Here is a 25050-nt window from a genome sequence, read left to right on the forward strand (position 1 = left end):
ACCGCTCATGACCGTTCCGGGATCGAGTCGCCGTGTCCGTGGCGTTTCCCTGGTGGAGATGCTGCTGGTGGTCGCGCTGTTCGCGGTCGTCAGCCTGTTGGCGGCGGCGGCGATGAGCGGCGGCTTCAAGGGCATGCAGCTGCGATCGGCGGCCAAGGAGGTCGCCTCGCAGTTGCGCTACACCCGTGCCCAGGCGCTGGCGACCGGCGAAGCGCAGCGCTTCGTGATCGATCCACAGGGCCATCGCTGGGAGGCGCCCAACGGTCGCCACGGCGAGATTCCCGATGCGATCCGGATCCGTTTCACCGGCGCCCGCGAGGCCCAGCAGAGCGAGGGCGAGGGGGCGGTGATGTTCTTCCGCGATGGCGCCGCCACCGGTGGTCGCGTCCAGCTCAGCATCGAGCAGGCAGCCTGGAACATCGATGTCGCCTGGCTGACCGGCGAAGTGCGCCTGCGTCGCGCGGAGCTGGAACGGTGAGCCGGCCGGTCGGCGCCGGAAGCTGGCGGACCGCGCGTGCGCAGCGCGGCTACACCCTGATCGAGGTGATCGTGGCGTTCGCCCTGCTCGCGCTGGCGTTGAGCCTGCTGCTGGGCACGCTGTCGGGCGCGACCCGGCAGGTCCGCTGGTCCGGCGATGCCGGCCGCGCGGCCCTGCATGCGCAGTCGCTGCTGGATCAGCTTGGCGTCGGTACCCGGATCGAACCGGGCCGGGAGAACGGCGATTTCGAGGATGGGCGCTACCGCTGGACCCTGGAGGTCGCGCCGTGGGAAGACCCGGCGCTGCCGCCGGATGCGCTGGAGCCGGCCGGCGGTGCGCTCAACCGCTTGTACGAGCTGACCCTGGCGGTCGAGTGGGGGCAGGGCCGTCCTGGCGAGCGCCTGCGCTTGCGCACCCTGCGCCTGGTCCAGGGCGATCCGTTGGAGGCGTCGCCATGAGCGCGGTCCCGATGGGCAGGCGCCGTGGCGGCGGCCCGCGGCGGGCGTCGCGCGGATTCACCCTGATCGAGGTGCTGCTGGCCAGCGTGCTGCTGGCGGCCGGGCTGGCGCTGGCGTTCGCGACCCTGACCGCCGCGACCCGTACCGTCCATCGCGGCGAGGCGATGGCCCAGCGCGGCGAGCGCGAGCGGGCGGTGCTGGGCTTCCTCCGCCAGCGGCTGAGCGCGGCCCGTCCGGTCGCTTTCGACATGGATCAGGACACCGCCCTGCCGGTGCGCTTCATCGGTGAACCTGACCGCGTCCGCTTCGTCGCCGACCTGCCCGATTACCTCGGCCATGGCGGCCCCTATCAGCACGATTTCCGCATCGAGAGCGGCGACGACGGCCTGCGCATCGTTCTCGCCTTGGCGGTGGTGCAGTCTTCGCAGACCTTCGAGGAGCCCGACCCACTGCCTCCCGAGCGGCTGGTCGACCGGCTGGAGGAGGCGCGCTTCCGCTACCGCGCGCTGGATGCCGACGGTGCCCTGTCCGACTGGCTGGATCGCTGGGAGACCAGCGAGCAGTTGCCGTTGCTGGTCGAGGTCACCCTGGTCGACGCCGACGGCCGCACCTGGCCGCCGCTGGTGGTCGCCTTGCCGCAGGCGGGCAGCCTGAGCGGCGGGGTGGTGTTGTGAACGCGCCGCGCGCGCGCGGTGGCCGCCATGCCCGTCAGGGGCGGCGCGCCCGGACCGGCGCCGCACTGCTGCTGGTGCTGTGGCTGATCACCCTGCTGACCGCGCTGGTCGGCGGCTTTGCGCTGGCGTCGCGGATCGAGGCGTTGCAGGGACGGGTGCTGGTCAGTGGCCTGGTCGCCGGCAACGCCGCCAGGGCCGGTATCGAGTACGCGATGACCCGGGTGGACCAGACCGATCCGCGCCTGCAATGGCGGCCCGATGGACAGCCGTACACCTGGCGGTACGGCGGCGCCGAGGTCGAGGTGCGGATCATCGACGAGAACGGCAAGGTCGACCTCAACCAGGCCGACATGAATCTGCTGACCGAACTGCTGCGGGTGCTGGGCAGCGACCAGGTCGAAGCCGCGCGGCTGGCCGCGGCGATCCTGGACTGGCGCGACACCGATCCGCTGACCCAGGCGGCCGGCGGTGCCGAGGACGCCGACTATGCGGCCGCCGGCCGCGCCTACGGCGCCAAGGACGCGCAGTTCGAGAGCATTGCCGAACTCGAACAGGTACTCGGCTTCACTCCCGAGATCTATGCCCGGATCGAGCCCCACGTGACCGTGTTCAGCGGCATGCAGCGTCCGGACAGCGCGTTCGCCTCGGCGGCGGTGCTGGACGCGATGGGGCTGGACGGAGAGCTGCTGGTCGACCAGCGGCGGCAAGTCGATCCGGTGACCGGACAGCCGCTGCCAGGGGCCGGTGGGCAGGATCTCGTGGGCAGCCGGAGCGGCACGTATAGTATCGACAGCCGCGCGCGGCTAGCGGATGGCCGTGAGACGGTGTTGCGCGCGGTGGTCCGCAGCGGGGGCAGCGCCGTGCCGGGCATGGCGTATACCGTGTTGCGCTGGGAGGAGGGAGTGACACCACGATGACAGCATTGCGAGACCGCCTGGGGGCGATCGGCCGCGGGTCGAAAAGTGGCGCGGGCGCACGGCTGTGGCCGGGTGCTGGCCGCTTCCTGGCCTGGTGGGGACGCTCGCTGGCGTCCTGGCTGCCGCCGACCCTGCGCCGCGCGCTGGGCGTCGGTCGTGGGCGGCTGATGCTGCTCGCCGACGGCGACGAAGTCCTGTTGTCGCGGCACCAGGACGACGCCATGCGTCCGCTTGGACGGATCCCCGCGCCGGCCGCCGCCGATGACGACATCGGCTTCGGTCCGGGCCAGACCTCCGCCGATCCGCTGGGCGGGCTGCTCACGCCGCGCCTGGCCGAACTGCCGCGCTGGTTGCTGCTGCCGGCCTCGACCTGCCTGCGTCGCCGCTTGCGGTTGCCGGCCGCGGCCGCCGACCGCCTGCGCGACGTGGTCGGCTTCGAGGTCGATCGGCAGACCCCGTTCGCTGCCGATGCGGTCGTCTACGACGCGCGCGTGCTCGGCCACCACGACGGCGACGGCCAACTCGATGTCGAGCTGGTGGTGGTGCCGCGCGCGGCGCTGGCACCGCAACGCGCTTCGCTGGGGGCGCTGGCCGCCGACCTCGCCGGTGTCGACGTCGCCGGTCCCGACGGCCTGCCGATCGGGGTCAACCTGCTGCCGCCGGGCGAACGCCGCCAGCAGCGCGATCCGTGGCGGGTATGGAACTGGGGCCTGGCGGCATTGGCGCTGACCGCCTGTGCGCTGATGCTGTGGCAGGTGCTGGAGAACCGCCGTGCCGCCGCCGATGCCTTCGAACAACAGATCGCGGCCCAGGCCGCCGCCGGACGCCAGGCGGCCGCGCAGCGCCAGCGGCTGGTGGCGTTGATCAAGGGGCAGGCCTTCCTCGATACCCAGCGTGCCGCGCGCCCGACGTCGGTCGAGGTCATCGACGAGCTGACCCGGCGCCTGCCCGACAGTACCTATCTGGAAAAGCTCGCGCTGGAGGACCGGCGGATGATGCTGATCGGCCTCAGCAGCGAGGCGCCGGCCCTGATCGGGCGCCTGCAGGGCGCGACCCAGTGGCGCTCGCCGGCGTTGGCCGGCGCGCTGCAGCCCGATCCCGCCAGCGGCCGCGACCGCTTCACCCTGACCGCGGACCTGACCGCGGCGGCACCGGCGCGTCCGGCCGCCACCGCGCCGCCCGCGGCCGCTGGCGACAATGCCGACGCGAGCGCGGAGGAGGGCGACGATGACGCCGAGTAAGCGCGATCGCTGGCTGGCGCTGGCATTGCTGCTGGGGTTGCTGGTGCTGGCCTACGGGGTGCTGGTGCACCCGTGGTGGACGGTGCCGATGCGCGAGCTGGACGCGCGCATCGCGACCCTGCAGGAGCGCGAGCTGCGCCTGCGCAGCCAGATCGGACAGGCACCGGCGGTGGAGCAGCGGATGGCGCAGTTGCAGGAACGGCAGGCCAACCGCCCCGGATTCATGTCCGAGGCCAATGCCGAACTGGCCACCGCCGCGCTGATCCAGCGGCTGGAGGCGGTGGTGGCCGAGGCCAGTCCTGGCAACCGCAGCTGCAGCATCGTCAACCGTTCGCCGCTGGAGCCCAACAACCGCGAGCCCTATACGCGGGTCACCGTGCAGGTCCGTCTCAAGTGCGGCAGCCCGGAAACCGCCGCGGTGCTGCATGCATTGGAAAGCGGTTCGCCGCGGTTGTTCGTCGGCAACCTCAACATCCTCGCCCAGCGCATGTACTTCGCGCCGGGGACCGGCCGCAGCAGCAGCGATGGCGGTCTCGACGTGAGCTTCGACATGTACGGCTACCTGCCGCCGGCTGGCGCGGAGGTGCGCGATGCGGGTTGAGAACATCGGTCCGCGCAGCTGGCTGCTGGCCGCGGTCGCCGGCTGGGCGGTGCTGGCGCTGCTGCTGGCGTTCGCCGGCATGGGCGGCAAGGTCGAGCCGCTGGCGATGAGCGAGGGGCTGCTGGAGCCACTGCCGACCGTGGCCCAGGACGAGGGCGCGGGCACCCTCGGGCCGTTGGCGCAGTACGCCGAGATCGGTGCCCGTCCTCTGTTCAGCAACGACCGCAAACCCAAGCCGTTCTCGTTGCAGGGAGAGGACGAGCAAGCCGACGACAGCGCTTTCGACTACCAACTGACCAGCGTGTTGATCACTCCCAGGCTGAAAATGGCGATCCTGCAGCCGGCCGACGGCAGCGAATCGGTCCGGGTCAGGCTCGACGCCGCTCCGGAGTCGCATCCGGCCTGGCGCCTGGTCGAGCTGGGCGCGCGCTCGGCGGTGTTCGAAGGCCCGGAGGGCCGCCGGGCCCTGGAGCTGCGCGTGTTCGACGGCCAGGGCGGGCAGGCGCCGACGCCGGTCGCCGGCAACGCTCCGGGCACCCGCCCCACCGTGCCGCCGGGGCTGCCGGCGCCGCCGCGAGATCCGGCCCCGCCACGGGATCCGGGGGCTTCCGCTCCCGCGCCGGGCGCCGTGGCCGATGCCGACAACGGCAAGGATGCCAGCGCGCCCGCGGTCACGCCCGAGGCGCAGATGGAGGCGATCCGGCAGCGCATCCAGGCGCGCCGGGCGGCCCTGCGCGAACAGGCGCAGAACCGGCGCAACCCGCCGACCCAGCAGACCCCACCGGCGCCGACGCCGGCCCCAACGCCCAACCCGCCCGAACAGGACCGGTAGAGTGCACGTAATGAACCCATCGAATTCCCTCCTGGTTGCGAGCCGTGTCCGTGGTCCGGCAACGATGGCCCGGCCGTTGCTGTTGGCCGCCGCGATCGCGATGCTGCTCAACGCCTGCGCCAGCGCACCGACGCCGCGGATCAGTCGCGACGCCAACCTCAGTCCGCGCACCGACACCAGCGCCGCGACCGCGGCCGAAGCGGCCGCCGCCGGCGAGCCGCTGGAGCAGGAGCCCCAGGGCCCGCAGCCGCAGATCCGCCGCGGCAGCGGCGAGGTCATCAACCGCAGCGCCGCCGCCGCGCCGCCGCCCAACCTGGGCGCGACCAGCGGTGAGGCGACCTTCAATTTCGAGGGCGAGTCGCTGCACGCGGTGGTCAAGGCGATCCTCGGCGACATGCTCGGCCAGAACTACGTGATCGCGCCGGGCGTGCAGGGCACGGTGACCCTGGCCACGCCCAAGCCGGTCAGCCCGGCCAGCGCGATGAGCCTGCTGGAGATGGTGCTGGGCTGGAACAACGCCCGCATGGTCTATGCCGATGGCCGCTACAACATCGTTCCGGCCGATCAGGCGGTGCCGGGCAACGTCGCGCCGCGCACCGGTGGCGCCGTCGGCGCGCGCGGCTTCGAGGTCCGCGCGGTGCCGCTGCGCTACATCTCCGCCGAGGAGATGAAGAAGGTGCTGGAGCCGTACGCGCGTCCCAACGCGATCGTCTCCACCGATCCGGCCCGCAACGTGATCAGCATTGGCGGCACCCGCGCCGAGCTTGAGAACTACCTGCGCACGATCGAGATCTTCGACGTCGACTGGCTGTCGGGCATGTCGGTCGGGGTGTTCCCGATCCAGTCCGGCAAGGCCAGCGACGTGGTCGCCGACCTGGAAAAAGTGTTCGGTGAGCAGAGCAAGTCGCCGGTCGCGGGCATGTTCCGCTTCATGCCGCTGGACGGCGCCAACGCGGTGCTGGTGATCACCCCGCAGGCCGAGTACCTGGACGACATCCAGCAGTGGCTGGAGCGGATCGACAGCGCCGGCGGCGAGATGCAGCTGTTCACCTACGAGCTCAAGTACATCGATGCCGGCGACCTCGCCGAGCGCCTGTCCGAGGTGTTCGGCGCCAGCAGCGGCGGCAACGGCAACCGCCGCGGCGGCTCACCGTCGCTGATGCCGGGCCTGGAGTCGGTCGAGCTGCAGGATGGCGGCAATGGCAGCGTCGCCAACATCGGCGACAAGAGCGGTGGCGGCGGCTCCAGCGGCACCAACGGCGGCGGCATGTCGTTGGGCGAGCGCCAGGGCGGTGGCGACGGCAGCGTGACCCTGGAGGTCCAGGGCGCCAAGGTCGGCGTGTCGGCGGTGTCGGAAAGCAACTCGCTGCTGGTGCGCGGTTCGCCGGCGGCCTGGAAGTCGATCCGCGACGTGATCGAGCGCCTCGACGTGATGCCGATGCAGGTGCATATCGAGGCGCAGATCGCCCTGGTCACCCTGAAGGGCGACCTGGCCTACGGCGTCAACTGGTTCTTCGAGCGCGCGGTGACCGACGCCGGCCTGCCCAACGCGGTCAATCGCGACACCTGGAGCACCCTGGCCGGCAGCGTCGGCGGCGCGACCGAGGGCGGTGGCGGCGGCCTGGCCTGGACCTTCCTCGGCCGCAACGCCGCCGCGGTGATCAACGCGCTGGACCAGGTCACCGATGTGCAGATGCTGCAGTCGCCGTCGCTGTTCGTGCGCAACAACACCGAGGCGACCTTCAACGTCGGCAGCCGCATCCCGATCCAGTCGGTCACCTTCAACCCGAACCTCGGCAGCGGCGACACCATCGGGCAGGTGCAGTACCTGGACACCGGCACCATCCTCAAGGTGCGCCCGCGCATCACCAAGGACGACATGGTGTTCCTGGACATCGTCCAGGAGGTCAGCGCTCCGGGCGACGACCCCGACGAGAACGGCAACGTGCGCATCGACACCCGCAAGCTCAAGACCGAGGCGGCGGTGCGCAACGGCGATACCGTGGTCCTGGCCGGCCTGATCACCGACCGCAACGGCCGTGGCTCCTCGGGCTTTCCGGGGCTGAGCCGGATTCCGGTGATCGGTGGCCTGTTCGGACGCCAGACCAGCGTTTCGGAGCGCAACGAGACCATCATCCTGCTGACCCCGAAGATCGTCCGCAATCCGCTGGAGGCGCGCAAGCTGACCGACGAGTACGGCCGCCGCTTCCGCGCGCTGGAACCGATCAACCGCGCGCCCAAGAACTGAGAGGATGCCGATGCCGGGTTCCGGGATAGACAGGTGAAGCGGGCGAGATGACTGAACTGCCCATCGTCATCGTGCCGGTCGGCGCCGACGACGATGCGCTGGACGCCTGCCTCGGTGCGCTGGAAGCCGGTACCCGTCCGGGTACCCGGGTGTGGCTGGCCGACGATGCTCGGATCGGGCCTCGCGGCTATGCGATCGTCGAGCGCTGGATGGCGGGCACCGCGTTGCAGGCCGACTACACCCGGCGCCAGCGTGCGATCGGCGAGGTCGCCCACCTCGACGAGGTGCTGGCGGCCTGCGGCGACGCCGATGTCGCGGTGCTCGCGCCCGATGCGGTGCCGACGCCGGGTTGGCTCGGACGCCTGGCCGGCAGCCTGCGTGCCGACGGCGCCATCGCCACCGCCACGCCCTGGTGCAATGCCGGCGAGGTCGCCGCGTGGCCTCGGGTCGGCGAGATCTCGCCATTGCCCGACGAGCCGTTGCGGATCGCGCGCGCGGCGGCGGCGATGCCGTCGGCGTGTCCGGAGCTGCCGGCCGCGGTCGGGCACGCGGTGCTGATCCGCGGCAGCGCCCGGATCAAGGCCGGCGGCCTCGACACCACCAGCTACGGCTCCTGGTACGCGGCCCTGATCGACCTGTCGCTGCGGCTGGCCGGGCTGGGATGGCGCAACGTGCTGTGCGATACCGCGTTCGTCGGACGTGCCGGCGAGGGCGCGCCGTTCGACGGCGACATGGAGCGCCTGGCGGTGCGCTGGCCGGACTGGCATCCCAGGCTGGCGGGCTTCCTGATGCGCGATCCGCTGCGGGAGTCGCGGGAGCGGCTCGCCGCGCTGCTCGCCGAGGTCGGGCCGCCGGATCCGCAGCGCGATCTGTTCTGGGACGAGGATGACGCCGCCGGGACGGACGCCGATGACGGGCGATCGGCCCGGATGGCGCCACCGAAGGCAGGGGAGGGGCGCTGATGGATATCCCCTCCGGCGGCGACATCGCCGCGGTCGTGGTCAGTCATTGCAGTGCCGAGACCATCGACGACTGCCTGCAACGCCTGCGCGGCAGCGACGGCGTCGCCGAGATCCGGGTCGTCGACAACGCCTCCGACGACGGAACGGTGGACATCGTCCAGCGTCACGCCGCCAGCGACCCGCGGGTCCGCTTCATCGCCAATCCCGACAATCCCGGCTTCGCGGTGGCCTGCAACCAGGGTGCGGCCGACAGCGAGGCGCCATGGCTGGCCTTCGTCAACCCGGACTGTCTGCTCGAGGCGGATGCGCTGGCCCGTCTGCGCGCGCTCGCCGACGGGCTGCCGGCGCCGTTGCTGGGCGCCGACCTGGTCGACGAAGCCGGTGTCCGCGATGCCGCCGCACGCCGCCGCGACCCGGATTTCGCCTCGATGCTGCGGGCCGGCCGGCGGGCCCGGCAGTCGACGGCGATCGCCATCGACGACAGCATCGAACTGCAACCGGTGGAGGCGATATCCGGTGCGTTGATGTTGATGCCACGGCTCCTGTTCGAGCGGGTCGAGGGTTTCGACGAGGCCTACCGGCTGCATGCGGAGGACCTCGACCTGTGCCGGCGCGCACGTGCCGCGGGGGCTTCGGTCGCGGTCGCCAACCGGGTGCGGGTGCTGCACGTGCGCGGCGTGTCCAGCCGCAGCCGGCCGCTGTTCGTGGAGTGGCACAAGCACCGCGGCCTGTGGCGTTACTTCGGCAAGTTCGAGGCGTCGCGACGCAGCCTGCCGACAAGGGCGCTGGTATTCGCCGCGATCTGGACGCGCTTTCCGGTCGCATTGCTTCGCGCCTGCTGGCGCAGCCGCTAGAAAAGTCAGGGCGCCTGTAGCCCCGTAGGAGCATGTGGCCCAGCCCCCTGAGTCAGGGGGCGATTCGCATCGCAGATGCGAATGGGGGTGTGGAGGCGCAACGGCGGGGCCCGAGGTTTGCGCAGCGAACCTTGGGAGATATCCGGGCGCAGCCGGATATCGTTCCCCCCTGAGTCAGGGGGCGATTCGCATCGCAGATGCGAATGGGGGTGTGGAGGCGCAACGGCGGGGCCCAAGGTTTGCGCAGCGAACCTTGGGAGATATCCGGGCGCAGCCGGATATCGTTCCCCCCTGAGTCAGGGGGCGATTCGCATCGCAGATGCGAATGGGGGTGTGGAGGCGCAACGGCGGGGCCCGAGGTTTGCGCAGCAAACCTTGGGAGATATCCGGGCGCAGCCGGATATCGTTCCCCCCTGAGTCAGGGGGCGATTCGTGCCGCAGGCACGAATGGGGGTGTGGAGGCGCAACGGCGGGGCCCGAGGTTTGCGCAGCAAACCTTGGGAGATATCCGGGCGCAGCCGGATATCGTTGGTTGGGACGACTCAGCGGTACCGGTTGATCTGATCGCGCAGGGTGCGTGCCGCGGTCGCCGCGGCGTCCATGTAGTCCTCTCCGTTGGAGGCGTACAGCACCGCGCGCGAGCTGCTGACGATCATGCCGGTGCCGTCGGCGCTCCGGGCGTTGCCGACCACCGCGGCGACGTCGCCGCCCTGGGCGCCGACGCCGGGGATCAACAGCGGCATTTCGCCGACGATCGCACGCACTTCGCGCAGCTGTTCCGGCCAGGTCGCGCCGACCACCAGGGCGCAGTTGCCGTTGCCGTTCCAGTCGCGGGCGATCTTCTCGGCGACGTGCTGGTACAGCGGGCGGCTGCCGCCGTTGCCGGAGACGGCCAGGTCCTGGAGGTCGCCGGCGCCGGGATTGGAGGTCCGGCACAGGATCACCACGCCGCGGTCGGCGCGGTCGAGGAACGGCTGCAGCGAGTCGTGGCCGAGGTAGGGATTCACTGTCACCGCGTCGGCGGCGTAGCGGTCGAACGCCTCGCGGGCGTAGTGGGCGGCGGTGCTGCCGATGTCGCCGCGCTTGCTGTCGAGGATCACCGGGATGTCGGGATGGGCCCGGTGCGCATGCTCGATCAGGCGCAGCAGGGCGCTCTCGGCGCCGAGCGCGGCGAAATGCGCGATCTGCGGCTTGAACGCACAGACGTACTCGGCAGTGGCATCGACGATGTCGCGGCAGAACTGGAACACCGCGTCCGGAGTGTCGCTGAAGCGCGCCGGGAAGCGCGCCGGCTCGGGATCCAGGCCGACACAGACCAGGCTGTCGGCGTGCTCCCAGCGGGTACGGAGGGATTGGGTGAAGCTCATCGTCGGCTCCCGGAAGCGCGGTCGCGCGCTCAGTAAGGTTGACCGTCCTTGTGGAAATAGCGCCATTGGCCATCGACCGTGCGTCCTGCCAGGTCGTCGTCGGGATAATCGACCGCGTCGTCGTCGTGACGACTGCCGATCTCCAGGTACACCACGTCGGTGTCGCCGCGGTTGACCAGGTGGTGGGCATCGCCGCTGCCGGCGGGGAACCCGGCACACATGCCGGGCGCCAGCGCGGTTTCTCCGGCATCGGTCACCAATACCGGATGGCCTTCCAGCACGTAGACGAACTCGTCCTCGTGGCTGTGCGCGTGGCGCAGCGCCGAGGCCGTGCCGGGCGGCAGGCGGGTGTGGTTGACGCCAAACGCGGTGAGACCGAACAGGTCGCCCAGGGCACGCTTGTCGCGTCCGGATACGCGCGCGGCGAACGGCTGCGGGTAGCCCGAGCCGGTGCGGGGCGGCAGCGAGCCGATATCCACCGCTGTCGGGGTTGGTTTGTTCGTGCTCATGGCCGGACTCCTGTGCGCTCAGGTCACCACGATCGGTTCGCCGCGGGTGACGACCACGGTGTGTTCGAACTGCGCCGCATAGCCGCGGGGGCAGACCATCGCCCAGCCATCGTCGGCCTCGACGGTGCGGGTGCAATGGGTGGCCAGGAACGGTTCGACCGTGATCACCATGCCATCGTGCAGGCGGCGGCTGTCGCGCGGGTCGTAGTGGCCGGGGATGGTCCCCGGCGCCTCGTGCAGGGCGCGTCCGACACCGTGGCTGCCGAGGTCGCGGATCACCCGGAAGCCACGGCGCGCGGCCACCGCTTCGACGGTGCGGCCGATGCTGTTGAGCGGGTTGTCGGCGCGCAGCTGGGCGACGGCGGCGTCGCGCGCCTCGCGGGCGGCGTCGAGCAGGCGCTGCTGGCGCGGGCTCGGGGTGCCGACCACGAAGCTGGCGCCGGTGTCGGCGAAATAGCCGTCCAGCTCGGCGGAAACGTCGATGTTGACCAGGTCGCCGTCGCGCAGCACGGTCGCGTCCGGAATGCCGTGCGCCGCCACCGCGTTGATGCTGATGCAGGTCGCGGCCGGAAATCCGTAGGTCAGCGCCGGCGCCGAGCGTGCGCCGGCCTCCCGCATCAGTTCGGCGCCCAGGGCGTCCAGGTCGCGCGAGACGACGCCTTCGACCGCCGCCTCGCGCATCCGCGCGAGGATGCCGGAGACCAGCGCACCGGCACGACGCAATCCGTCGATGTCGTCCTGGTGTTCGATGGTCATCCGGGAGCCTCCTGCGGGCGGGCGCTGTGGGTGGCGGTCAGCAGAGCACGGCGCGCGGCTTACTTCAACGCCTTGAAGCGCAGCCGGTGCGGGCCGGCGTCGTCGCCGAGGCGGCGCTTCTTGTCTTCCTCGTACTCGCGGTAGTTGCCCTGGAAGAACTCCACGTGCGAGTCGCCCTCGAACGCCAGGATGTGGGTCGCGATGCGGTCCAGGAACCAACGGTCATGGCTGATCACGAAGGTGTTGCCCGGGAACTCCAGCAGGGCGTCCTCGAGCGCGCGCAGGGTTTCGACGTCGAGGTCGTTGGACGGTTCGTCGAGCAGCAGCACGTTGCCGCCCTGCAGCAGGGTCTTGGCCATGTGCAGGCGGCCGCGCTCGCCGCCGGACAGGCTGCCGACCATCTTCTGCTGGTCCTGGCCCTTGAAGTTGAAGCGGCCGATGTAGGCGCGCGACTGGATCTCGATGCCGTTGATGTTGAGGATGTCCAGGCCGCCGGAGACTTCCTGGAACACGTTGTGGTTGCCCTCCAGCTTGTCGCGGCTCTGGTCGACGTAGGCCAGCTTCACGGTCGGGCCGATGTTGATCTGGCCCGAGTCCGGCTGCTCCTTGCCGGTGATCATCTTGAACAGGGTCGACTTGCCGGCGCCGTTGGGGCCGATGATGCCGACGATCGCGCCCGGCGGCACGATGAAGCTCAGGTCGTCGATCAGCAGGCGGTCGCCGAACTTCTTGCTGACGTTCTTGAACTCGATCACCGAGTTGCCCAGGCGCTCGCCCGGCGGGATGAAGATCTCGTTGGTCTCGTTGCGCTTCTGGTAGTCGACCGACTGCAGCTCCTCAAGGCGGGACAGACGCGCCTTGCCCTTGCTGCGGCCGCCCTTGGCGTTCTGGCGGGCCCATTCCAGTTCCTTGGCGATCGCCTTCTGGCGCGCCTTCTCCTGGTTCTCTTCCTGCTTCAGGCGCTCTTCCTTCTGCACCAGCCAGTCGGTGTAGTTGCCCTTCCACGGAATGCCACGGCCGCGGTCGAGCTCGAGGATCCACTCGGCGGCGTTGTCGAGGAAGTAGCGATCATGGGTCACCGCCACCACGGTGCCCGGGAAGCGGGCCAGGAACTGCTCCAGCCACTCGACCGACTCGGCGTCGAGGTGGTTGGTCGGCTCGTCGAGCAGCAGCATGTCGGGCTTGCTCAGCAGCAGGCGGCACAGCGCGACGCGGCGCTTCTCGCCGCCCGACAGCGGCCCGATCACGGCCTCCCACGGCGGCAGGCGCAGGGCGTCGGCGGCGACTTCCAGCTGCTGCTCCAGCAGGTGGGCGTCGCCGGAGGCCAGGATCGCCTCCAACCGCTCCTGCTCCTTGGCCAGGGCGTCGAAGTCGGCGTTCTCGTCGGCATAGGCGGCGTAGACCTCGTCCAGGCGATGTTGCGCCTGCAGGATCTCGCCGACGCCTTCCTCGACCGCCTGGCGGACGGTCTTCTCCGGGTCCAGCTCCGGCTCCTGCGCCAGGTAGCCGACCTTGATGCCCGGCTGCGGACGCGCCTCGCCCTGGAAGTCGGTATCCACGCCGGCCATGATCCTGAGCACCGTCGACTTGCCGGCGCCGTTGAGGCCGAGCAGGCCGATCTTGGCGCCGGGGAAGAACGACAGCGAGATGTCCTTGATGATCTGGCGCTTCGGCGGGACCGTCTTGGACACGCCGTTCATGGTGTAGATGTATTGCGACATGGGGCTTTGGACTCCGCGTGCGGACGGCGGCCGGCTGCACGGGGGCAGGGCCGCGGGGATTCGGACAGAAGACCGCCAATTATCCCGGAAGCCCGCGGGCGATGCCAGCCGGGGCCTTGCCGGGACCCCGGTGGCGTTCAAGTTTCGCGTAGACTTCGGGGCTCCCCTCCCACGCCACCCATTCGTCTGGAGCCGCAATGTTTCCGCGCGACGCCCGCATTGAAGGATATGACCCCGAACTGGCCCAGGCCATCGCCGACGAGGCACGCCGCCAGGAAGACCACGTCGAACTGATCGCCAGCGAGAACTACGCCAGCCCGCGGGTGATGGAGGCCCAGGGCAGCGTGCTGACCAACAAGTACGCCGAGGGCTATCCGGGCAAGCGCTACTACGGTGGCTGCGAGTACGTCGATGTCGCCGAGAAGCTCGCGATCGAGCGCCTGAAGCAGCTGTTCGGGGCCGGCTCCACGGAAGGCATGTACGCGAACGTGCAGCCGCATTCCGGCAGCCAGGCCAACCAGGCGGTCTACCTGGCCCTGCTGCAGCCGGGCGACACCATTCTCGGCATGTCGCTGGCCCACGGCGGCCACCTGACCCACGGCGCCAAGGTCAACGTCTCCGGCAAGCTGTTCAATGCGGTCCAGTACGGCGTGAACGACCAGGGCCTGATCGACTACGACGAGGTCGAGCGGCTGGCGCTGGAGCACAAGCCGAAGATGGTCGTGGCCGGCTTCTCGGCCTATTCGCAGAAGATCGACTGGGCGCGCTTCCGCGCGATCGCCGACAAGGTCGGCGCCTGGCTGTTCGTCGACATGGCCCACGTGGCCGGCCTGATCGCCGCCGGCGTGTATCCGAACCCGCTGCCGCACGCGCACGTGGTCACCTCGACCACCCACAAGACCCTGCGCGGCCCGCGCGGCGGCATCATCGTCGCCAAGGACCCGTCCGAGGAGCTGGTCAAGAAGCTGCAGAGCATCGTCTTCCCCGGCATCCAGGGCGGTCCGCTGATGCACGTGATCGCGGCCAAGGCGGTCGCGTTCAAGGAGGCGCTGGAGCCGGCGTTCACCGAATACCAGCAGCAGGTGGTGAAGAACGCCCAGGCGATGGCCAGGGTGGTGATCGAACGCGGTTACAAGATCGTGTCCGGCGGCACCGAGAATCACCTGATGCTGATCGACATGATCGGCAAGGGCGTCACCGGCAAGGCCGCCGAGGCCGCCCTGGGCCGTGCCCACATCACCGTCAACAAGAACGCGGTGCCGAACGATCCGCAGAAGCCGTTCGTGACCTCGGGCCTGCGCATCGGCACCCCGGCGGTGACCACCCGCGGCTACCTGGAAGCGGACTGCATCGAGCTGGCGCACTGGATCTGCGACGTGCTCGACGCGCCGGAGGACGAGGGCGTGATCGCCGCGGTGCGCGAGAAGGTCACCGCGCAGTGCCGGAAGTTCCCGGTCTACGGCTGAGCGCGAGAAGAGGGGGGAAAGACCCGTGGGAAAAGGAGTGGTTTCGTGATTCTCGACGCGTTTTCCCTCACTCTCGACTGATCCATGCACTGTCCCTTCTGCCAGCACACCGACACCCGCGTGATCGACTCGCGGGTGTCCGACGATGGCGCGACGATTCGCCGTCGCCGGGTCTGCGAGGCTTGCGGCGAACGTTTCTCGACCCTGGAGACGATCGAGCTCAAGTTGCCGGCGATCATCAAGAGCGACGGTCGCCGCGAGGCCTTCGACGCGCGCAAGCTGCGCGCCGGCTTCGATCGCGCGCTGCAGAAGCGGCCGGTGTCGGAGGAGCAGATCGAGGCCGCGGTGCGCGCGGTGGTCCACCAGTTGCGGATGACCGCCGAGCGCGAGCTGCCGTCGCTGCGGGTCGGCGAATTCGTGATGGCCGAGCTGCGCAAGCTCGACCATGTCGCCTACGTGCGCTTCGCATCGGTGTACCGCGCCTTCGAGGACGTCGCCGATTTCCGCGAGGAGCTGGACCGGCTGGAGAGCGACCATGCCGGCGAGGGCCAGTTGCCGTTGCTGGACAGCGAGCCGGCGCCGGGCAAGAGCCGCAAACGATGACAATGGAGGCGGCGCCGTTTCCCGCCAGGGAAGGTCTGAACACATCCATCCTGGACGTGTTCAGACGTCGCAAGGTCAAGCCAGGCTCGACCTTGCTCCCGCCGGATCATGCACCTGCGTGCTTGATCCGCGCGTGCGCGATCCCTGGCGCACGGAACCTCCGAATTGACCGGAGGTTCCCTGGCAACGCCGCCGACTCCGCCAGTAGCCGGGAGCAAAGATGACCCTGACCCAACCCGCCTTCAGTGCCGCCGACCACGCCTTCATGGCCCGGGCCCTGCGCCTGGCCGAACGCGGTGCCTGGACCACCAAGCCCAATCCGATGGTGGGCTGCGTGCTGGTGCGGGGCGACGAGGTGGTCGGCGAGGGCTGGCACCGGCGCGCGGGCGACGCGCATGCCGAGGTCCACGCGTTGCGGGCGGCCGGCGATCGCGCCCGTGGCGCCACCGCCTACGTGACCCTGGAGCCGTGCGCGCATACCGGCCGCACCGGCCCGTGCGCCGAAGCCCTGGTCGAGGCCGGCGTTTCGCGGGTGGTCGCGGCGATGCGCGACCCGTTTCCGGAGGTGTCCGGGAAAGGCTTCGAACGGCTGCGCGCGGCCGGGATCGCGGTCGAATCGGGGCTGATGGAGACCCAGGCGCGCGAGCTCAACCGCGGCTTCCTGTCGCGCGTCGAGCGCGGCAGGCCGTGGGTGCGGGTCAAGCTCGCGACCAGCCTGGACGGGCGCACCGCGCTGGCCAACGGCGAGTCCAAGTGGATCAGCGGCGAGGCGTCGCGGCGCGATGTGCAGCAGTGGCGCGCGCGTTCCAGCGCGATCCTGACCGGCGCCGGCACCGTGCTGGCCGACGATCCGCAACTGACCGTCCGCCTCGATGAGGGCAGCACCGGCGACGTGCCGGACTTCGTGGCGCCGCTGCGGGTCGTGCTCGACCCCGGCTTGGCCACCGTCGCGCGCGGTCGCGTGCGCGAGGGCGACGCGCCGACCCTGTATGTCCACGCCCCCGATGCCAAGCCGCCGCGCGGGCTCAGTGCCCAGGTCGCGTCGGTGCCGGTGAAGGCGGGGCGTTTCGACCTCGACGCGGTGCTGCGGCTGCTGGCCGAGCGGCACCAGATCAACGAAGTCCAGGTCGAGTCCGGCGCAACCCTGGCCGGCGCACTGCTGGCCGCGCAGCGGGTCGACGAGGTGCTGCTGTACGTGGCGCCGGTGTTGCTGGGGGCGCAGGCGCGGCCGTTGTTCAGCGGCCTGGACGTCAACACCATGGCCGAGCGCCTGCAGTTGTCGCTGGTCGAGACCCGGCAGCTGGGCGGGGATACCCGGCTGCTGCTGCGGCCGGCGGCCGTCGCCGCCGGCTGAGCGCGGATGGCGCCGGAGCGGTTCAACGACCATTTCTCCGTCGTCGCCGAAGCCTACGCCGCGGCGCGGCCGGGCTATCCGGACGGCCTGTTCGAGGCCCTGGCCGCGGTCGTCCCCGCCGGCGCCCGGGTCTGGGAACCCGGTTGCGGCAGCGGTCAGGCGACCCGCGGGCTGGCCGCGCGCTTCGCCCATGTCCATGCCACCGATCCCAGCGGCGAACAGCTGGCGCGGCACTGGGCGAACGGCCCGGGCGGCAACGTCGATCTTGCCGTCGAGCCCGGCGAGCGCACCGTGCTGGATGGCGCCAGCGTGCAGCTGGTCGCGGTCGCGCAGGCCCTGCACTGGTTCGACCGCCCGCGTTTCTTCCAAGAATGCCGGCGCGTGCTGGCGCCCGGCGGGGTGCTGGCCGCCTGGGGGTACGCCGACTTCCTGCCGCCGGAGGGCATGGTTGGCGCGGTTGCCGACTACCGGCGGCGGATCGCGCGGTACTGGCCGCCGGAGCGGGCCGAGGTCGACCAGGCCTATGCCGGCTACGACTGGCCGTTCCCGCCGCTGCCAGCGCCGGAGCTGTGGCTGGAGGCGGACTGGTCGCTGCCGCGCTTCCTGCATTACCTGGCCAGCAGCTCGGCGCGCGCGCGCTGCCTCGAGGCGACCGGCGAGGACCCGGTCGCCGCTCATGCCGATGCGCTTGCCCAGGCCTGGGGCGATCCCGACGAGGCGCGACGGATCAGTTGGCCCCTGTTCCTGCACCTGCGGCGCAAACCCGGATAGCGCTGCGGCCGCGATGGCCTTTGTGGAACGGTGCGTCCCTTGTCCTGGCCGCGGTCATGCCGTGCGCGGGTGCTAGAATTGCCGCGCCGGAGAGCCCCTGGGCCGCCCGGCGATCCACCAACGACGTCTTCAGGGCGGGGTGAGATTCCCCACCGGCGGTAGGCGCCGCGTTCCCCGGAACGCCGCGCGAGCCCGCGAGCGCTTCCCGGTCCATGCGAGTTCCTCGCCGGCGGCCGCGAAGGTCAGCAGATCCGGTTCGATGCCGGAGCCGACGGTTACAGTCCGGATGAAAGAAGACGGCAACGCGCGTCGCGCGGAGACTCCGCGGGGCGTTCGTGCCTCATGCCTTAAGACGTTTTTCGCTCACTGACCGCGGGAAACGTTCATGACCTCCATCCATCGTTCCGTTCAAGCGGCCCCCGTCCGGGAGCTGCGCTGATGTTCACCGGCATCATCGAAGGCGTCGGCCGGCTGGCCGCGACCCAACCCCTGGGCGGCGATGTCCGCCTGCGCATCGAGGCCGGCAGCCTGCCGTTCGACCATGTCGATCTTGGCGAGAGCATCGCGGTCAACGGCGTCTGCCTGACCGTGATCGAGTTCGACGCGCAGGGCTTCTGCGCCGATGCCTCCAACGAGACCCTGGCCCTGACCACGCTCGGCCGCCTGCGGCCGGGGGCGCCGGTCAACCTGGAGCGGGCGATGCGACCGAGCGACCGCCTCGGCGGCCACCTGGTCAGCGGCCACGTCGACGGCCTCGGCGAGGTGGTCTCGATCGCCGACGACGCGCGCGCGCAGCGCTGGCGCTTCGCCGCGCCGGCGCCATTGCTGCGTTACGTCGCGAAGAAGGGCTCGATCTGCGTCGACGGCGTCAGCCTGACCGTCAATGCGGTCGACGACGACGGCTTCGAGGTCGCCCTGGTCCCGCACACCGTCGCCCACACCGTGTTCGCGCACACCGGGGTCGGCGACGCGGTCAATCTGGAGGTCGACACGGTCGCGCGCTATGTCGAGCGCCTGCTGGCGGGCCGTGGTCAGGAGGGCGCCGCATGAGCTTCGCACCGATTCCCGAGTTGCTGGAGGAGATCCGCAACGGCCGCATGGTGGTGATCGTCGACGACGAGGACCGCGAGAACGAGGGCGACCTGATCATGGCCGCCGAGCTGGTCAAGCCGTCCGACATCAATTTCATGGTCACCCACGCGCGTGGCCTGGTCTGCCTGTCGCTGACCCGCGAGCGCTGCGCCCAGTTGGGGCTGCCGCCGATGGTCCGCGACAACACCTCCCAGCACCACACCAACTTCACCGTCAGCATCGAGGCCGCGGAGGGCGTCACCACCGGCATCAGCGCCTACGACCGCGCGCATACCGTGCGCACCGCGGTGCGTCCGGACGCCAGGCCCGCCGACCTGCACCAGCCCGGCCATATCTTCCCGTTGCAGGCCCAGCCCGGCGGCGTGCTCAACCGCGCCGGCCACACCGAGGCCGCGGCCGACCTGGCGATGATGGCCGGGCTCGAGCCGACCGGGGTGCTGGTCGAGATCCTCAACGCCGACGGCACCATGGCGCGGCGTCCGCAACTGGAGGCCTTCGCCCGCGAGCACGGCCTGAAGATCGGCTCGATCGAGGAGCTGATCCGCTACCGGCTCGATACCGAGCACACCGTGGAGCGGGTCGATGCGCGGCCGATCGAGACCGAGCACGGCCCGTTCCAGCTGGTCACCTACCGCGACCGCCTCAGCCACGGCCTGCATTTCGCCCTGACCCGCGGCGAGGCGGTGGCTTCGATTCCGACCCTGGTCCGGGTTCACGTGATGAACCCGCTTGCCGACGCCCTGCACTGGCGGCGGCCGGATTTCGGACCGGCGGTCGGCGAGGTGCTGGCCACGATCGCCGCCGAGGCGTGCGGGGTGCTGGTGCTGCTGGGCGACCAGCCCGGTCCCGACGCGCTGCTGCGGCGGATCCAGTCGCCGCCGCGCGCGGCCGACGGCGAGCCGGCCGGCGATGGGGGCGGCCGCGGCCAGGCGCTCAGCGAGTGGCGGCGCAACGGGGCCGGCGGCCAGATCCTGGCCGACCTCGGCCTGGGCAAGCTGCGGGTGCTGGGCACCCCGCGCAAGCAGATCGGTCTGGCCGGCTTCGGTCTGGAGGTCGTCGAGTACGTCGAGCCCGGCTGACAGGACAGACTCTTACCGTTTGTCACAAAGCAGCCGCTAAACTGACACCTTTGACGCGACACGACCCGAATCCGCCCATGTCCCATATCGAAGGCGACCTGCGCAGCCCCAGCGGCGCGCGCTACGCCATCATCGCCAGCCGCTGGAACCCGCGCATCACCGACACCCTCGTCGCCGGCGCCCGCAAGACCTTCGTCGAGAACGGCGTGGCCGAATCGGCGGTCGACGTCATCCGCGTGCCCGGTGCCTGGGAAATCCCGGTCACCGCCGCGCGCCTGGCCGAGGCCGGCGGCCATGCCGCGATCGTCGCGCTGGGCTGCGTGGTGCGCGGCGATACCCGCCACTACGAACAGGTCGCCGACGGCTGCTCCGACGCGCTGATGCGGGTCTCGCTCGACTACGGCGTGCCGGTCGCCAACGGCGTGCTGGCGGTCGACCGTTTCGAGGACGCCGAGGCCCGCGCCGGCGGCAGCCACGGCAACAAGGGCGAAGAAGCGGCCCTGGTCGCGATCGAGATGGCCCACCTGCTGTCGCAGCTCCCCGCGGGCTTCGACGTTCCCAGCGACGTATTGATGGAGAAGGCCTCGTGAACCGCCGCCGTCCGGACGGGATCGATCCCGTCGCCCGCACCCGTGCCCGCCGCCGCGCGCTGCAGGCGGTCTATGCCTGGCAGATGTCGGGGGCGCCGGTGCGCGAGATCCTCGCCCAGTTCGCCCACGAGCAGGCCCGCGAGCACGCCGACCTGGCCTATTTCGAGGACCTGGTGAACGGCGTCGACCAGCACCTGAAGGATCTCGACGAGGCGCTGCTGCCGTTTCTCGACCGCACGGTCGAGGAGGTCGATCCGATCGAACGCGCCGGCCTGCGCATCGCCGCCTACGAATTGCGCCACCGGCTCGACGTGCCGTACCGGGTGGTGATCAACGAGGCGATCGAGAGCGTCAAGAAGTTCGGCACCGAGCATGGCCACACCTATGTCAACGGCGTGCTCGACCATGCCGCCGCCGACTGGCGCGCGGCCGAGTTCAACAACTCGCGCGGCTGAGTCGGTCGCCGCCCGGCTGGTGCCGGGGGGCGTCGGAGTCCCGCCTGCGCGGCCGCGGCAACGCAGGAGGCCAGGTCCTTGCCCGAATTCGAACTGATCGAGCGTATCCGCGCGCGTGCCGGCGGCCGCGACGACGTGGTGCTGGGCATCGGCGACGATGCAGCGCTGCTGCGGGTGCCGCCCGACCGTCAGCTGGTGGTGGCGATGGATACGCTGAACGACGGCGTGCACTTCCCGCGCGGGACCGCCGCCGCCGACGTCGGCTGGAAGGCGCTGGCGGTCAACCTGTCCGATCTCGCCGCGATGGGCGCCGAGCCGGCCTGGTGCACGCTGTCGCTGTCGCTGCCGGCCAGCGACGACGGCTGGGTCGATGGCTTTCTCGACGGCTTTCTCAAGCTCGCCACGGCGCATCGGGTCGCCCTGGTCGGCGGCGACACCACCCGCGGCCCGCTGTCGATCTGCGTGACCATGCACGGCCTGGTCGAACCGGGCCGCGCCCTGCGTCGCGATGCGGCGAGGGCCGGCGACGCGGTCTGGGCCAGCGGCAGCCTCGGCGACGCCGGCGCCGCGCTGGCCTTGCTGGACGCGGGCGCGACGCCTCCGGCGGCGCTGCGCGAACGGCTCGACCGGCCGACGCCACGGATCGCCCTGGGGCGGGCGCTGGGCGGGGTGGCCGCGGCCGCGATCGACGTTTCCGACGGCCTGCTCGCCGACCTCGACCATGTCTGCGCGGCCAGTGGGGTCGGCATGCGGATCGCGCTGGATGCGCTGCCGGCCTCCGATGCGCTGCTCGCGGCCTGCGACGCGGCCGCGCGGACCGGTTTCCAGACCGGCGGTGGCGACGATTACGAACTGGCCTTCACCACGCCGCCCGACGCGGACGCGGCGGTGCGTGCCGCGGCGCTCGGTGCCGGCGTCGCCGTGACCCGGATCGGCGAGGTGGTCACCGGCGAACGGGTGCGCTTGTTCGACGACAGCGGTCGCGAATGGATGCCGACCGCGCGCGGCTACGCGCATTTCGCCGCCAACGATTGATCGCGCGGCGCGCGTCGGGAGCGGTGCGCTGCACGGTGGTAGGTTCATCGGAAGGCCCATCGCGGCTTACGCCGCTCCTACGGGATGGCACGTATGGCCCAGCCCCCTGAGTCAGGGGGGAACGATATCCGGCCAAGCCCGGATATCTCCCAAGATTTGCTTCGCAAACCTCGGGCCTCGCCGTTGCGCTTCCATACCCCCATTCGCATCTGCGATGCGAATCGCCCCCTGACTCAGGGGGGAACGATATCCGGCCAAGCCCGGATATCTCCCAAGATTTGCTTCGCAAACCTCGGGCCCCGCCGTTGCGCTTCCATACCCCCATTCGCATCTGCGATGCGAATCGCCCCCTGACTCAGGGGGGACAGACAGGCAAACGATCTTCGTAGGAGCGGCGTAGCCGCGATGAGGCCTTCATGGGAAGGCTGCATCGCCGCTCCTGCGGCGGCTACGGATGCTTGCGGGGAGCCTGCGCGAGCAGCTTCCGGACCCGCTCGCGCAAGGCCGGCACCACCGCATCGTCGAACCATGGATTGGCCTTGAACCAGCCGACGTTGCGCGGGCTGGGATGCGGCAGCGGCAACAGGCCGTCGTCGATGTACTCGTGCCAGGCGGCGACGGTGCCGGTCAGGCTGGACTTGCGTTGCGCGCCGAGGAAATAGGCCTGCGCGTACTGGCCGATCAGCAGGGTCAGCCCGATGTTCGGCAGCAATGGCAGCAGTCGCGGATGCCAGGTCGCGCGGCATTCCGGGCGCGGCGGTGCGTCGCCGCCGCCCTTCTTGCCGGGATAGCAGAAGCCCATCGGCACGATCGCGATCCGCGTCTCGTCGTAGAAGGTGGCGGCGTCGACCTGCAGCCAGTCGCGCAGGCGCCGGCCGCTGGCGTCGTCCCACGGAATGCCGCTGGCGTGGACGCGGGTGCCGGGCGCCTGGCCGACCACCAGCAGGCGCGCGCTGCGACTGGCCCGCAGTACCGGGCGCGGACCCAGCGGCAGTTCGGCCGCGCACAGCGTGCACGCGCGGATGTCGCCAAGCAGCCGGTCCAGTCGGGAGGTCATGGTGGCAGCAGCTTACCCGGGTTGAGGATGCCGTCGGGATCGAACTGGGCCTTGATCGCGCGCATCAGCGCCAGCGTCGGCGCGTCGATCGCCTGCGGCATGAACTCGCGTTTGGCCAGACCGATGCCATGCTCGCCCGACAGGGTGCCGCCCAGCGCGACCGCCAGCGCGAACACGCGTGCCATCGCCGCCTGCGCGCGGGCGCGCTGGTCGTCATCGGCCGGGTCGTACATCAGGTTCACGTGCAGATTGCCGTTGCCGGCATGACCGAAGCATACGATCGGCAATGCGAATTCGTCGGCGAGCCGCTGCACGCCCTCGACCAGGTCGGGGATGCGCGAGACCGGCACCACCACATCCTCGTTGATCTTGCCCGGTGCGAGCGTGCGCAGCGCCGGCGAAAGCGCCTTGCGCGCGGCCCAGAGCGCCGCGCGCGCGGTCTCGTCCTCGGCGGCGTCGAGCGAGACCAGGCCATCGCCCCCGGCGGCGCGGATCAGCGCGGCAAGCGCGGCGGGCAGGGTGTCGGCGTCGCCGTCGGCCTCGATCATCAGCAGCGCCCCGGCATCGGCCGGCAGCCGGGCGCCGCCGACGTCGCGCGCCAGGCGCACCGCATGATGGTCCATGAACTCCAGCATCGACGGCGTCACCGGCTGCGCCATCAGTCGCGCGACCGCCTGCGCGGCACTGGCGACGTCGCGGTAGATCGCACGGACCGCGCGACGCTCCGGCGGCAGCGGCACCAGTCGCAGGGTCGCTTCGACGATCAGCGCCAGGGTACCCTCGCTGCCGACCAGCAATCGCTGCAGGTCGTAGCCGGTCGAGCCCTTGGTGGTCGCGCTGCCGCAGCGGATCAGCTCGCCGCCGCCGCTGACCGCGGTCAGCGCCAGCACGTTGTCGCGGCTGGCGCCGTACTTGACCGCGCGCGGCCCGCCGGCGTTGCAGGCGAGATTGCCGCCGATGGTGCAGTAGCCGGCGCTGGTCGGGTCGGGCGGCCAGAACAGGCCGTGCGCCCGCAGCGCGGCCTGCAGATCGCCGTTGAGCACGCCCGGCTCGACCACCGCGCAACGGTCGCCAGGGCGGATCTGCAGGATCCGGTTCATGCGTTCGAACGACACCGCGACGCCGCCGGCCACCGGTACCGCCGCCCCGGTGGTGTTGGTGCCGCGGCCACGTGCGACCACCGGCACCCGATGGCGGCGACACGTGCGGACCAGCGCGAGCACCTGCGCGGCATCGGTCGGCAGCGCGACCGCGTCGGGCAGGGCCTCGCGTCGGGAATTGTCGTAGGCGTAGGTCAGCCGCTCGGCGGGGTCGGTGCGCCAGGCATCGCCCAGCAGTTCGGCCAGCTCGGTCTCCAGGACGGGCGGCAGCGCGTTCATCGCCGCGAGGATAGCGCGTGCGACGCCTTTCGCAGTGCCAGCGTCGCCAGCGTCAATGCGGTGGCCGGCAGCCAGATCCAGCGCGCCTCCGACATCAGCACCGCCAGGCCGCGCTTGCTGAAGAAGCCGGCGCCGATCGGCGACACCTCGATCGGCCGCCAGGGCGCGAATTCGCGTGCCTGCGACCACGGCCACCACAGCGCCACGCCGAGGCCACCGTCGGTGAAGGCGTCGAGCAGCGGGTGGGAAAGGGTGCAGGCGAATATCCAGGTCGCGGCCAGCGCCGGTTCCGTGCGCAGGCTGCGGTGGAACGATGCGGCGAGCGCGCCCAGGACCGTGGCGAACAGCAGCGAGTGGCTGGCGCCGCGGTGCCCGAACGCATCGGCGTAGGGGATGTCGAGCGCGAACGCGACCACGTCGGCATCCGGCAGTATCGCCGCGGCCATCCCGGCAAGCATCAGTCTGCGGTCGATCCTCCGCGAGCCCAGGGCGATGCCGGCGGCCAGGGGCACCACGGCGTGGGTGATGATGGTCGGCATGTCGGGGTCCTT

General features: G+C 70.9%; 26 protein-coding genes and 1 riboswitch. Of the genes, 19 read left to right on the top strand and 7 right to left on the bottom strand.

The window, feature by feature from the left end:
* Positions 1-7 precede the first annotated feature (7 nt).
* The 10 genes from xpsH (at position 8) to C9I47_RS04165 (ending at position 9265) form a co-directional block, all read left to right on the top strand.
* Positions 8-478, top strand: coding sequence for a type II secretion system protein XpsH (xpsH, locus tag C9I47_RS04120; protein WP_111265619.1), 471 nt, complete (start codon positions 8-10; stop codon positions 476-478).
* Complete coding sequence (gene xpsI, locus C9I47_RS04125; protein WP_111265620.1) at positions 475-936, top strand: type II secretion system protein XpsI; 462 nt, start codon at positions 475-477, stop codon at positions 934-936. The genes xpsH and xpsI overlap by 4 nt, the downstream gene beginning before the upstream one ends.
* On the top strand, positions 933-1610 hold the full coding sequence (locus tag C9I47_RS04130) for a prepilin-type N-terminal cleavage/methylation domain-containing protein (protein ID WP_223250271.1): 678 nt from the start codon (positions 933-935) through the stop codon (positions 1608-1610). Before xpsI ends, C9I47_RS04130 begins: the two co-directional genes overlap by 4 nt.
* Complete coding sequence (locus tag C9I47_RS04135) at positions 1607-2527, top strand: type II secretion system minor pseudopilin (RefSeq protein WP_223250272.1); 921 nt, start codon at positions 1607-1609, stop codon at positions 2525-2527. The genes C9I47_RS04130 and C9I47_RS04135 overlap by 4 nt, the downstream gene beginning before the upstream one ends.
* Positions 2524-3768 (top strand): PilN domain-containing protein, encoded by a 1245-nt coding sequence (locus C9I47_RS04140; protein ID WP_223250273.1) that lies wholly within the window; start codon positions 2524-2526, stop codon positions 3766-3768. Before C9I47_RS04135 ends, C9I47_RS04140 begins: the two co-directional genes overlap by 4 nt.
* A complete protein-coding gene (gene gspM / locus C9I47_RS04145; protein WP_111265622.1) occupies positions 3755-4369 on the top strand; it encodes a type II secretion system protein GspM in 615 nt (204 codons plus the stop codon). The genes C9I47_RS04140 and gspM overlap by 14 nt, the downstream gene beginning before the upstream one ends.
* Entirely contained in the window at positions 4359-5201 is an 843-nt protein-coding gene (locus C9I47_RS04150) for a general secretion pathway protein GspN (protein WP_111265623.1), read from the top strand. The genes gspM and C9I47_RS04150 overlap by 11 nt, the downstream gene beginning before the upstream one ends.
* 64 nt (positions 5202-5265) lie before the next feature.
* Positions 5266-7449 (top strand): type II secretion system secretin GspD, encoded by a 2184-nt coding sequence (gene gspD / locus C9I47_RS04155; RefSeq protein WP_111265624.1) that lies wholly within the window; start codon positions 5266-5268, stop codon positions 7447-7449.
* Positions 7450-7496: 47 nt separating this feature from the next.
* Positions 7497-8411: a glycosyltransferase family 2 protein gene (locus C9I47_RS04160; protein ID WP_111265625.1), complete on the top strand. Its 915-nt coding sequence runs from the start codon at positions 7497-7499 to the stop codon at positions 8409-8411.
* Positions 8411-9265 carry a glycosyltransferase family 2 protein gene (locus C9I47_RS04165; RefSeq protein WP_111265626.1) on the top strand — a complete coding sequence of 285 codons (855 nt, stop codon included), beginning with the start codon at positions 8411-8413 and terminating at the stop codon, positions 9263-9265. Before C9I47_RS04160 ends, C9I47_RS04165 begins: the two co-directional genes overlap by 1 nt.
* Positions 9266-9807: 542 nt before the next feature.
* On the opposite strand, the gene pyrF is transcribed toward C9I47_RS04165, so the two are convergent.
* From pyrF to ettA, 4 genes are read right to left on the bottom strand one after another with little or no spacing between them, the layout of a single operon-like run.
* Complete coding sequence (pyrF, locus tag C9I47_RS04170; protein WP_111265627.1) at positions 9808-10632, bottom strand: orotidine-5'-phosphate decarboxylase; 825 nt, start codon at positions 10630-10632, stop codon at positions 9808-9810.
* A gap of 29 nt (positions 10633-10661) precedes the next feature.
* On the bottom strand, positions 10662-11141 hold the full coding sequence (locus C9I47_RS04175; protein ID WP_111265628.1) for a cupin domain-containing protein: 480 nt from the start codon (positions 11139-11141) through the stop codon (positions 10662-10664).
* 18 nt (positions 11142-11159) lie between these two features.
* The gene (map, locus tag C9I47_RS04180) at positions 11160-11897 is read right to left on the bottom strand and encodes a type I methionyl aminopeptidase (protein ID WP_111265629.1); all 738 of its coding nucleotides are present in this window, start codon (positions 11895-11897) and stop codon (positions 11160-11162) included.
* 59 nt (positions 11898-11956) lie between these two features.
* Positions 11957-13618, bottom strand: coding sequence for an energy-dependent translational throttle protein EttA (ettA, locus tag C9I47_RS04185; protein ID WP_111265630.1), 1662 nt, complete (start codon positions 13616-13618; stop codon positions 11957-11959).
* 197 nt (positions 13619-13815) lie between these two features.
* Between ettA and glyA the strand changes: the two genes are divergently transcribed.
* The 9 genes from glyA to thiL all read left to right on the top strand — a co-directional run bounded on the left by glyA (position 13816) and on the right by thiL (position 22063).
* On the top strand, positions 13816-15084 hold the full coding sequence (gene glyA, locus C9I47_RS04190; RefSeq protein ID WP_111265631.1) for a serine hydroxymethyltransferase: 1269 nt from the start codon (positions 13816-13818) through the stop codon (positions 15082-15084).
* A gap of 84 nt (positions 15085-15168) precedes the next feature.
* Positions 15169-15687: a transcriptional regulator NrdR gene (gene nrdR, locus C9I47_RS04195; RefSeq protein ID WP_111265632.1), complete on the top strand. Its 519-nt coding sequence runs from the start codon at positions 15169-15171 to the stop codon at positions 15685-15687.
* A gap of 220 nt (positions 15688-15907) precedes the next feature.
* Positions 15908-17041 carry a bifunctional diaminohydroxyphosphoribosylaminopyrimidine deaminase/5-amino-6-(5-phosphoribosylamino)uracil reductase RibD gene (ribD, locus tag C9I47_RS04200; RefSeq protein WP_111265633.1) on the top strand — a complete coding sequence of 378 codons (1134 nt, stop codon included), beginning with the start codon at positions 15908-15910 and terminating at the stop codon, positions 17039-17041.
* 6 nt (positions 17042-17047) lie between these two features.
* The gene (locus C9I47_RS04205; RefSeq protein ID WP_111265634.1) at positions 17048-17812 is read left to right on the top strand and encodes a class I SAM-dependent methyltransferase; all 765 of its coding nucleotides are present in this window, start codon (positions 17048-17050) and stop codon (positions 17810-17812) included.
* Positions 17813-17933: 121 nt separating this feature from the next.
* Positions 17934-18114, top strand: a riboswitch (FMN riboswitch).
* A gap of 136 nt (positions 18115-18250) precedes the next feature.
* A complete protein-coding gene (locus C9I47_RS04210) occupies positions 18251-18862 on the top strand; it encodes a riboflavin synthase (protein ID WP_111265635.1) in 612 nt (203 codons plus the stop codon).
* Entirely contained in the window at positions 18859-19983 is a 1125-nt protein-coding gene (gene ribB, locus C9I47_RS04215) for a 3,4-dihydroxy-2-butanone-4-phosphate synthase (protein WP_111265636.1), read from the top strand. Before C9I47_RS04210 ends, ribB begins: the two co-directional genes overlap by 4 nt.
* Before the next feature lie 77 nt (positions 19984-20060).
* Positions 20061-20573: a 6,7-dimethyl-8-ribityllumazine synthase gene (gene ribH, locus C9I47_RS04220; RefSeq protein ID WP_111265637.1), complete on the top strand. Its 513-nt coding sequence runs from the start codon at positions 20061-20063 to the stop codon at positions 20571-20573.
* Entirely contained in the window at positions 20570-21028 is a 459-nt protein-coding gene (gene nusB, locus C9I47_RS04225) for a transcription antitermination factor NusB (RefSeq protein ID WP_111265638.1), read from the top strand. Before ribH ends, nusB begins: the two co-directional genes overlap by 4 nt.
* Positions 21029-21106: 78 nt before the next feature.
* Positions 21107-22063, top strand: a complete 957-nt coding sequence (thiL, locus tag C9I47_RS04230; protein WP_111265639.1) for a thiamine-phosphate kinase — start codon at positions 21107-21109, stop codon at positions 22061-22063.
* A gap of 448 nt (positions 22064-22511) precedes the next feature.
* Here thiL and C9I47_RS04235 read toward each other — a convergent pair whose 3' ends face one another.
* Genes C9I47_RS04235 through C9I47_RS04245 form a run of 3 tightly spaced genes read right to left on the bottom strand, consistent with a single transcriptional unit; the run spans position 22512 to position 25038 of the window.
* Positions 22512-23120, bottom strand: coding sequence for a uracil-DNA glycosylase family protein (locus C9I47_RS04235; RefSeq protein WP_111265640.1), 609 nt, complete (start codon positions 23118-23120; stop codon positions 22512-22514).
* Entirely contained in the window at positions 23117-24499 is a 1383-nt protein-coding gene (locus C9I47_RS04240; protein WP_111265641.1) for an FAD-binding oxidoreductase, read from the bottom strand. Before C9I47_RS04240 ends, C9I47_RS04235 begins: the two co-directional genes overlap by 4 nt.
* Positions 24496-25038 (bottom strand): metal-dependent hydrolase, encoded by a 543-nt coding sequence (locus tag C9I47_RS04245; RefSeq protein WP_111265642.1) that lies wholly within the window; start codon positions 25036-25038, stop codon positions 24496-24498. The genes C9I47_RS04240 and C9I47_RS04245 overlap by 4 nt, the downstream gene beginning before the upstream one ends.
* Positions 25039-25050 lie beyond the last annotated feature (12 nt).

The organism is Marilutibacter maris (assembly GCF_003233695.1).
Lineage (GTDB): Bacteria > Pseudomonadota > Gammaproteobacteria > Xanthomonadales > Xanthomonadaceae > Marilutibacter > Marilutibacter maris.

What these genes read in the sequence shown, in the direction of transcription:
- map (WP_111265629.1), bottom strand. Translation starts at nt 11,897, where the DNA reads ATGACCATCGAACACCAGGACGACATCGACGGATTGCGTCGTGCCGGT.
- C9I47_RS04245 (WP_111265642.1), bottom strand. Translation starts at nt 25,038, where the DNA reads ATGCCGACCATCATCACCCACGCCGTGGTGCCCCTGGCCGCCGGCATC.
- C9I47_RS04205 (WP_111265634.1), top strand. Translation starts at nt 17,048, where the DNA reads ATGGCGCCGGAGCGGTTCAACGACCATTTCTCCGTCGTCGCCGAAGCC.
- ribB (WP_111265636.1), top strand. Translation starts at nt 18,859, where the DNA reads ATGAGCTTCGCACCGATTCCCGAGTTGCTGGAGGAGATCCGCAACGGC.
- nrdR (WP_111265632.1), top strand. Translation starts at nt 15,169, where the DNA reads ATGCACTGTCCCTTCTGCCAGCACACCGACACCCGCGTGATCGACTCG.
- C9I47_RS04130 (WP_223250271.1), top strand. Translation starts at nt 933, where the DNA reads ATGAGCGCGGTCCCGATGGGCAGGCGCCGTGGCGGCGGCCCGCGGCGG.
- C9I47_RS04240 (WP_111265641.1), bottom strand. Translation starts at nt 24,499, where the DNA reads ATGAACGCGCTGCCGCCCGTCCTGGAGACCGAGCTGGCCGAACTGCTG.
- C9I47_RS04140 (WP_223250273.1), top strand. Translation starts at nt 2,524, where the DNA reads ATGACAGCATTGCGAGACCGCCTGGGGGCGATCGGCCGCGGGTCGAAA.
- ettA (WP_111265630.1), bottom strand. Translation starts at nt 13,618, where the DNA reads ATGTCGCAATACATCTACACCATGAACGGCGTGTCCAAGACGGTCCCG.
- C9I47_RS04150 (WP_111265623.1), top strand. Translation starts at nt 4,359, where the DNA reads ATGCGGGTTGAGAACATCGGTCCGCGCAGCTGGCTGCTGGCCGCGGTC.
- C9I47_RS04210 (WP_111265635.1), top strand. Translation starts at nt 18,251, where the DNA reads ATGTTCACCGGCATCATCGAAGGCGTCGGCCGGCTGGCCGCGACCCAA.
- C9I47_RS04235 (WP_111265640.1), bottom strand. Translation starts at nt 23,120, where the DNA reads ATGACCTCCCGACTGGACCGGCTGCTTGGCGACATCCGCGCGTGCACG.
- C9I47_RS04160 (WP_111265625.1), top strand. Translation starts at nt 7,497, where the DNA reads ATGACTGAACTGCCCATCGTCATCGTGCCGGTCGGCGCCGACGACGAT.
- glyA (WP_111265631.1), top strand. Translation starts at nt 13,816, where the DNA reads ATGTTTCCGCGCGACGCCCGCATTGAAGGATATGACCCCGAACTGGCC.
- C9I47_RS04175 (WP_111265628.1), bottom strand. Translation starts at nt 11,141, where the DNA reads ATGAGCACGAACAAACCAACCCCGACAGCGGTGGATATCGGCTCGCTG.
- ribD (WP_111265633.1), top strand. Translation starts at nt 15,908, where the DNA reads ATGACCCTGACCCAACCCGCCTTCAGTGCCGCCGACCACGCCTTCATG.
- C9I47_RS04165 (WP_111265626.1), top strand. Translation starts at nt 8,411, where the DNA reads ATGGATATCCCCTCCGGCGGCGACATCGCCGCGGTCGTGGTCAGTCAT.
- gspM (WP_111265622.1), top strand. Translation starts at nt 3,755, where the DNA reads ATGACGCCGAGTAAGCGCGATCGCTGGCTGGCGCTGGCATTGCTGCTG.
- pyrF (WP_111265627.1), bottom strand. Translation starts at nt 10,632, where the DNA reads ATGAGCTTCACCCAATCCCTCCGTACCCGCTGGGAGCACGCCGACAGC.
- ribH (WP_111265637.1), top strand. Translation starts at nt 20,061, where the DNA reads ATGTCCCATATCGAAGGCGACCTGCGCAGCCCCAGCGGCGCGCGCTAC.
- gspD (WP_111265624.1), top strand. Translation starts at nt 5,266, where the DNA reads ATGGCCCGGCCGTTGCTGTTGGCCGCCGCGATCGCGATGCTGCTCAAC.
- xpsH (WP_111265619.1), top strand. Translation starts at nt 8, where the DNA reads ATGACCGTTCCGGGATCGAGTCGCCGTGTCCGTGGCGTTTCCCTGGTG.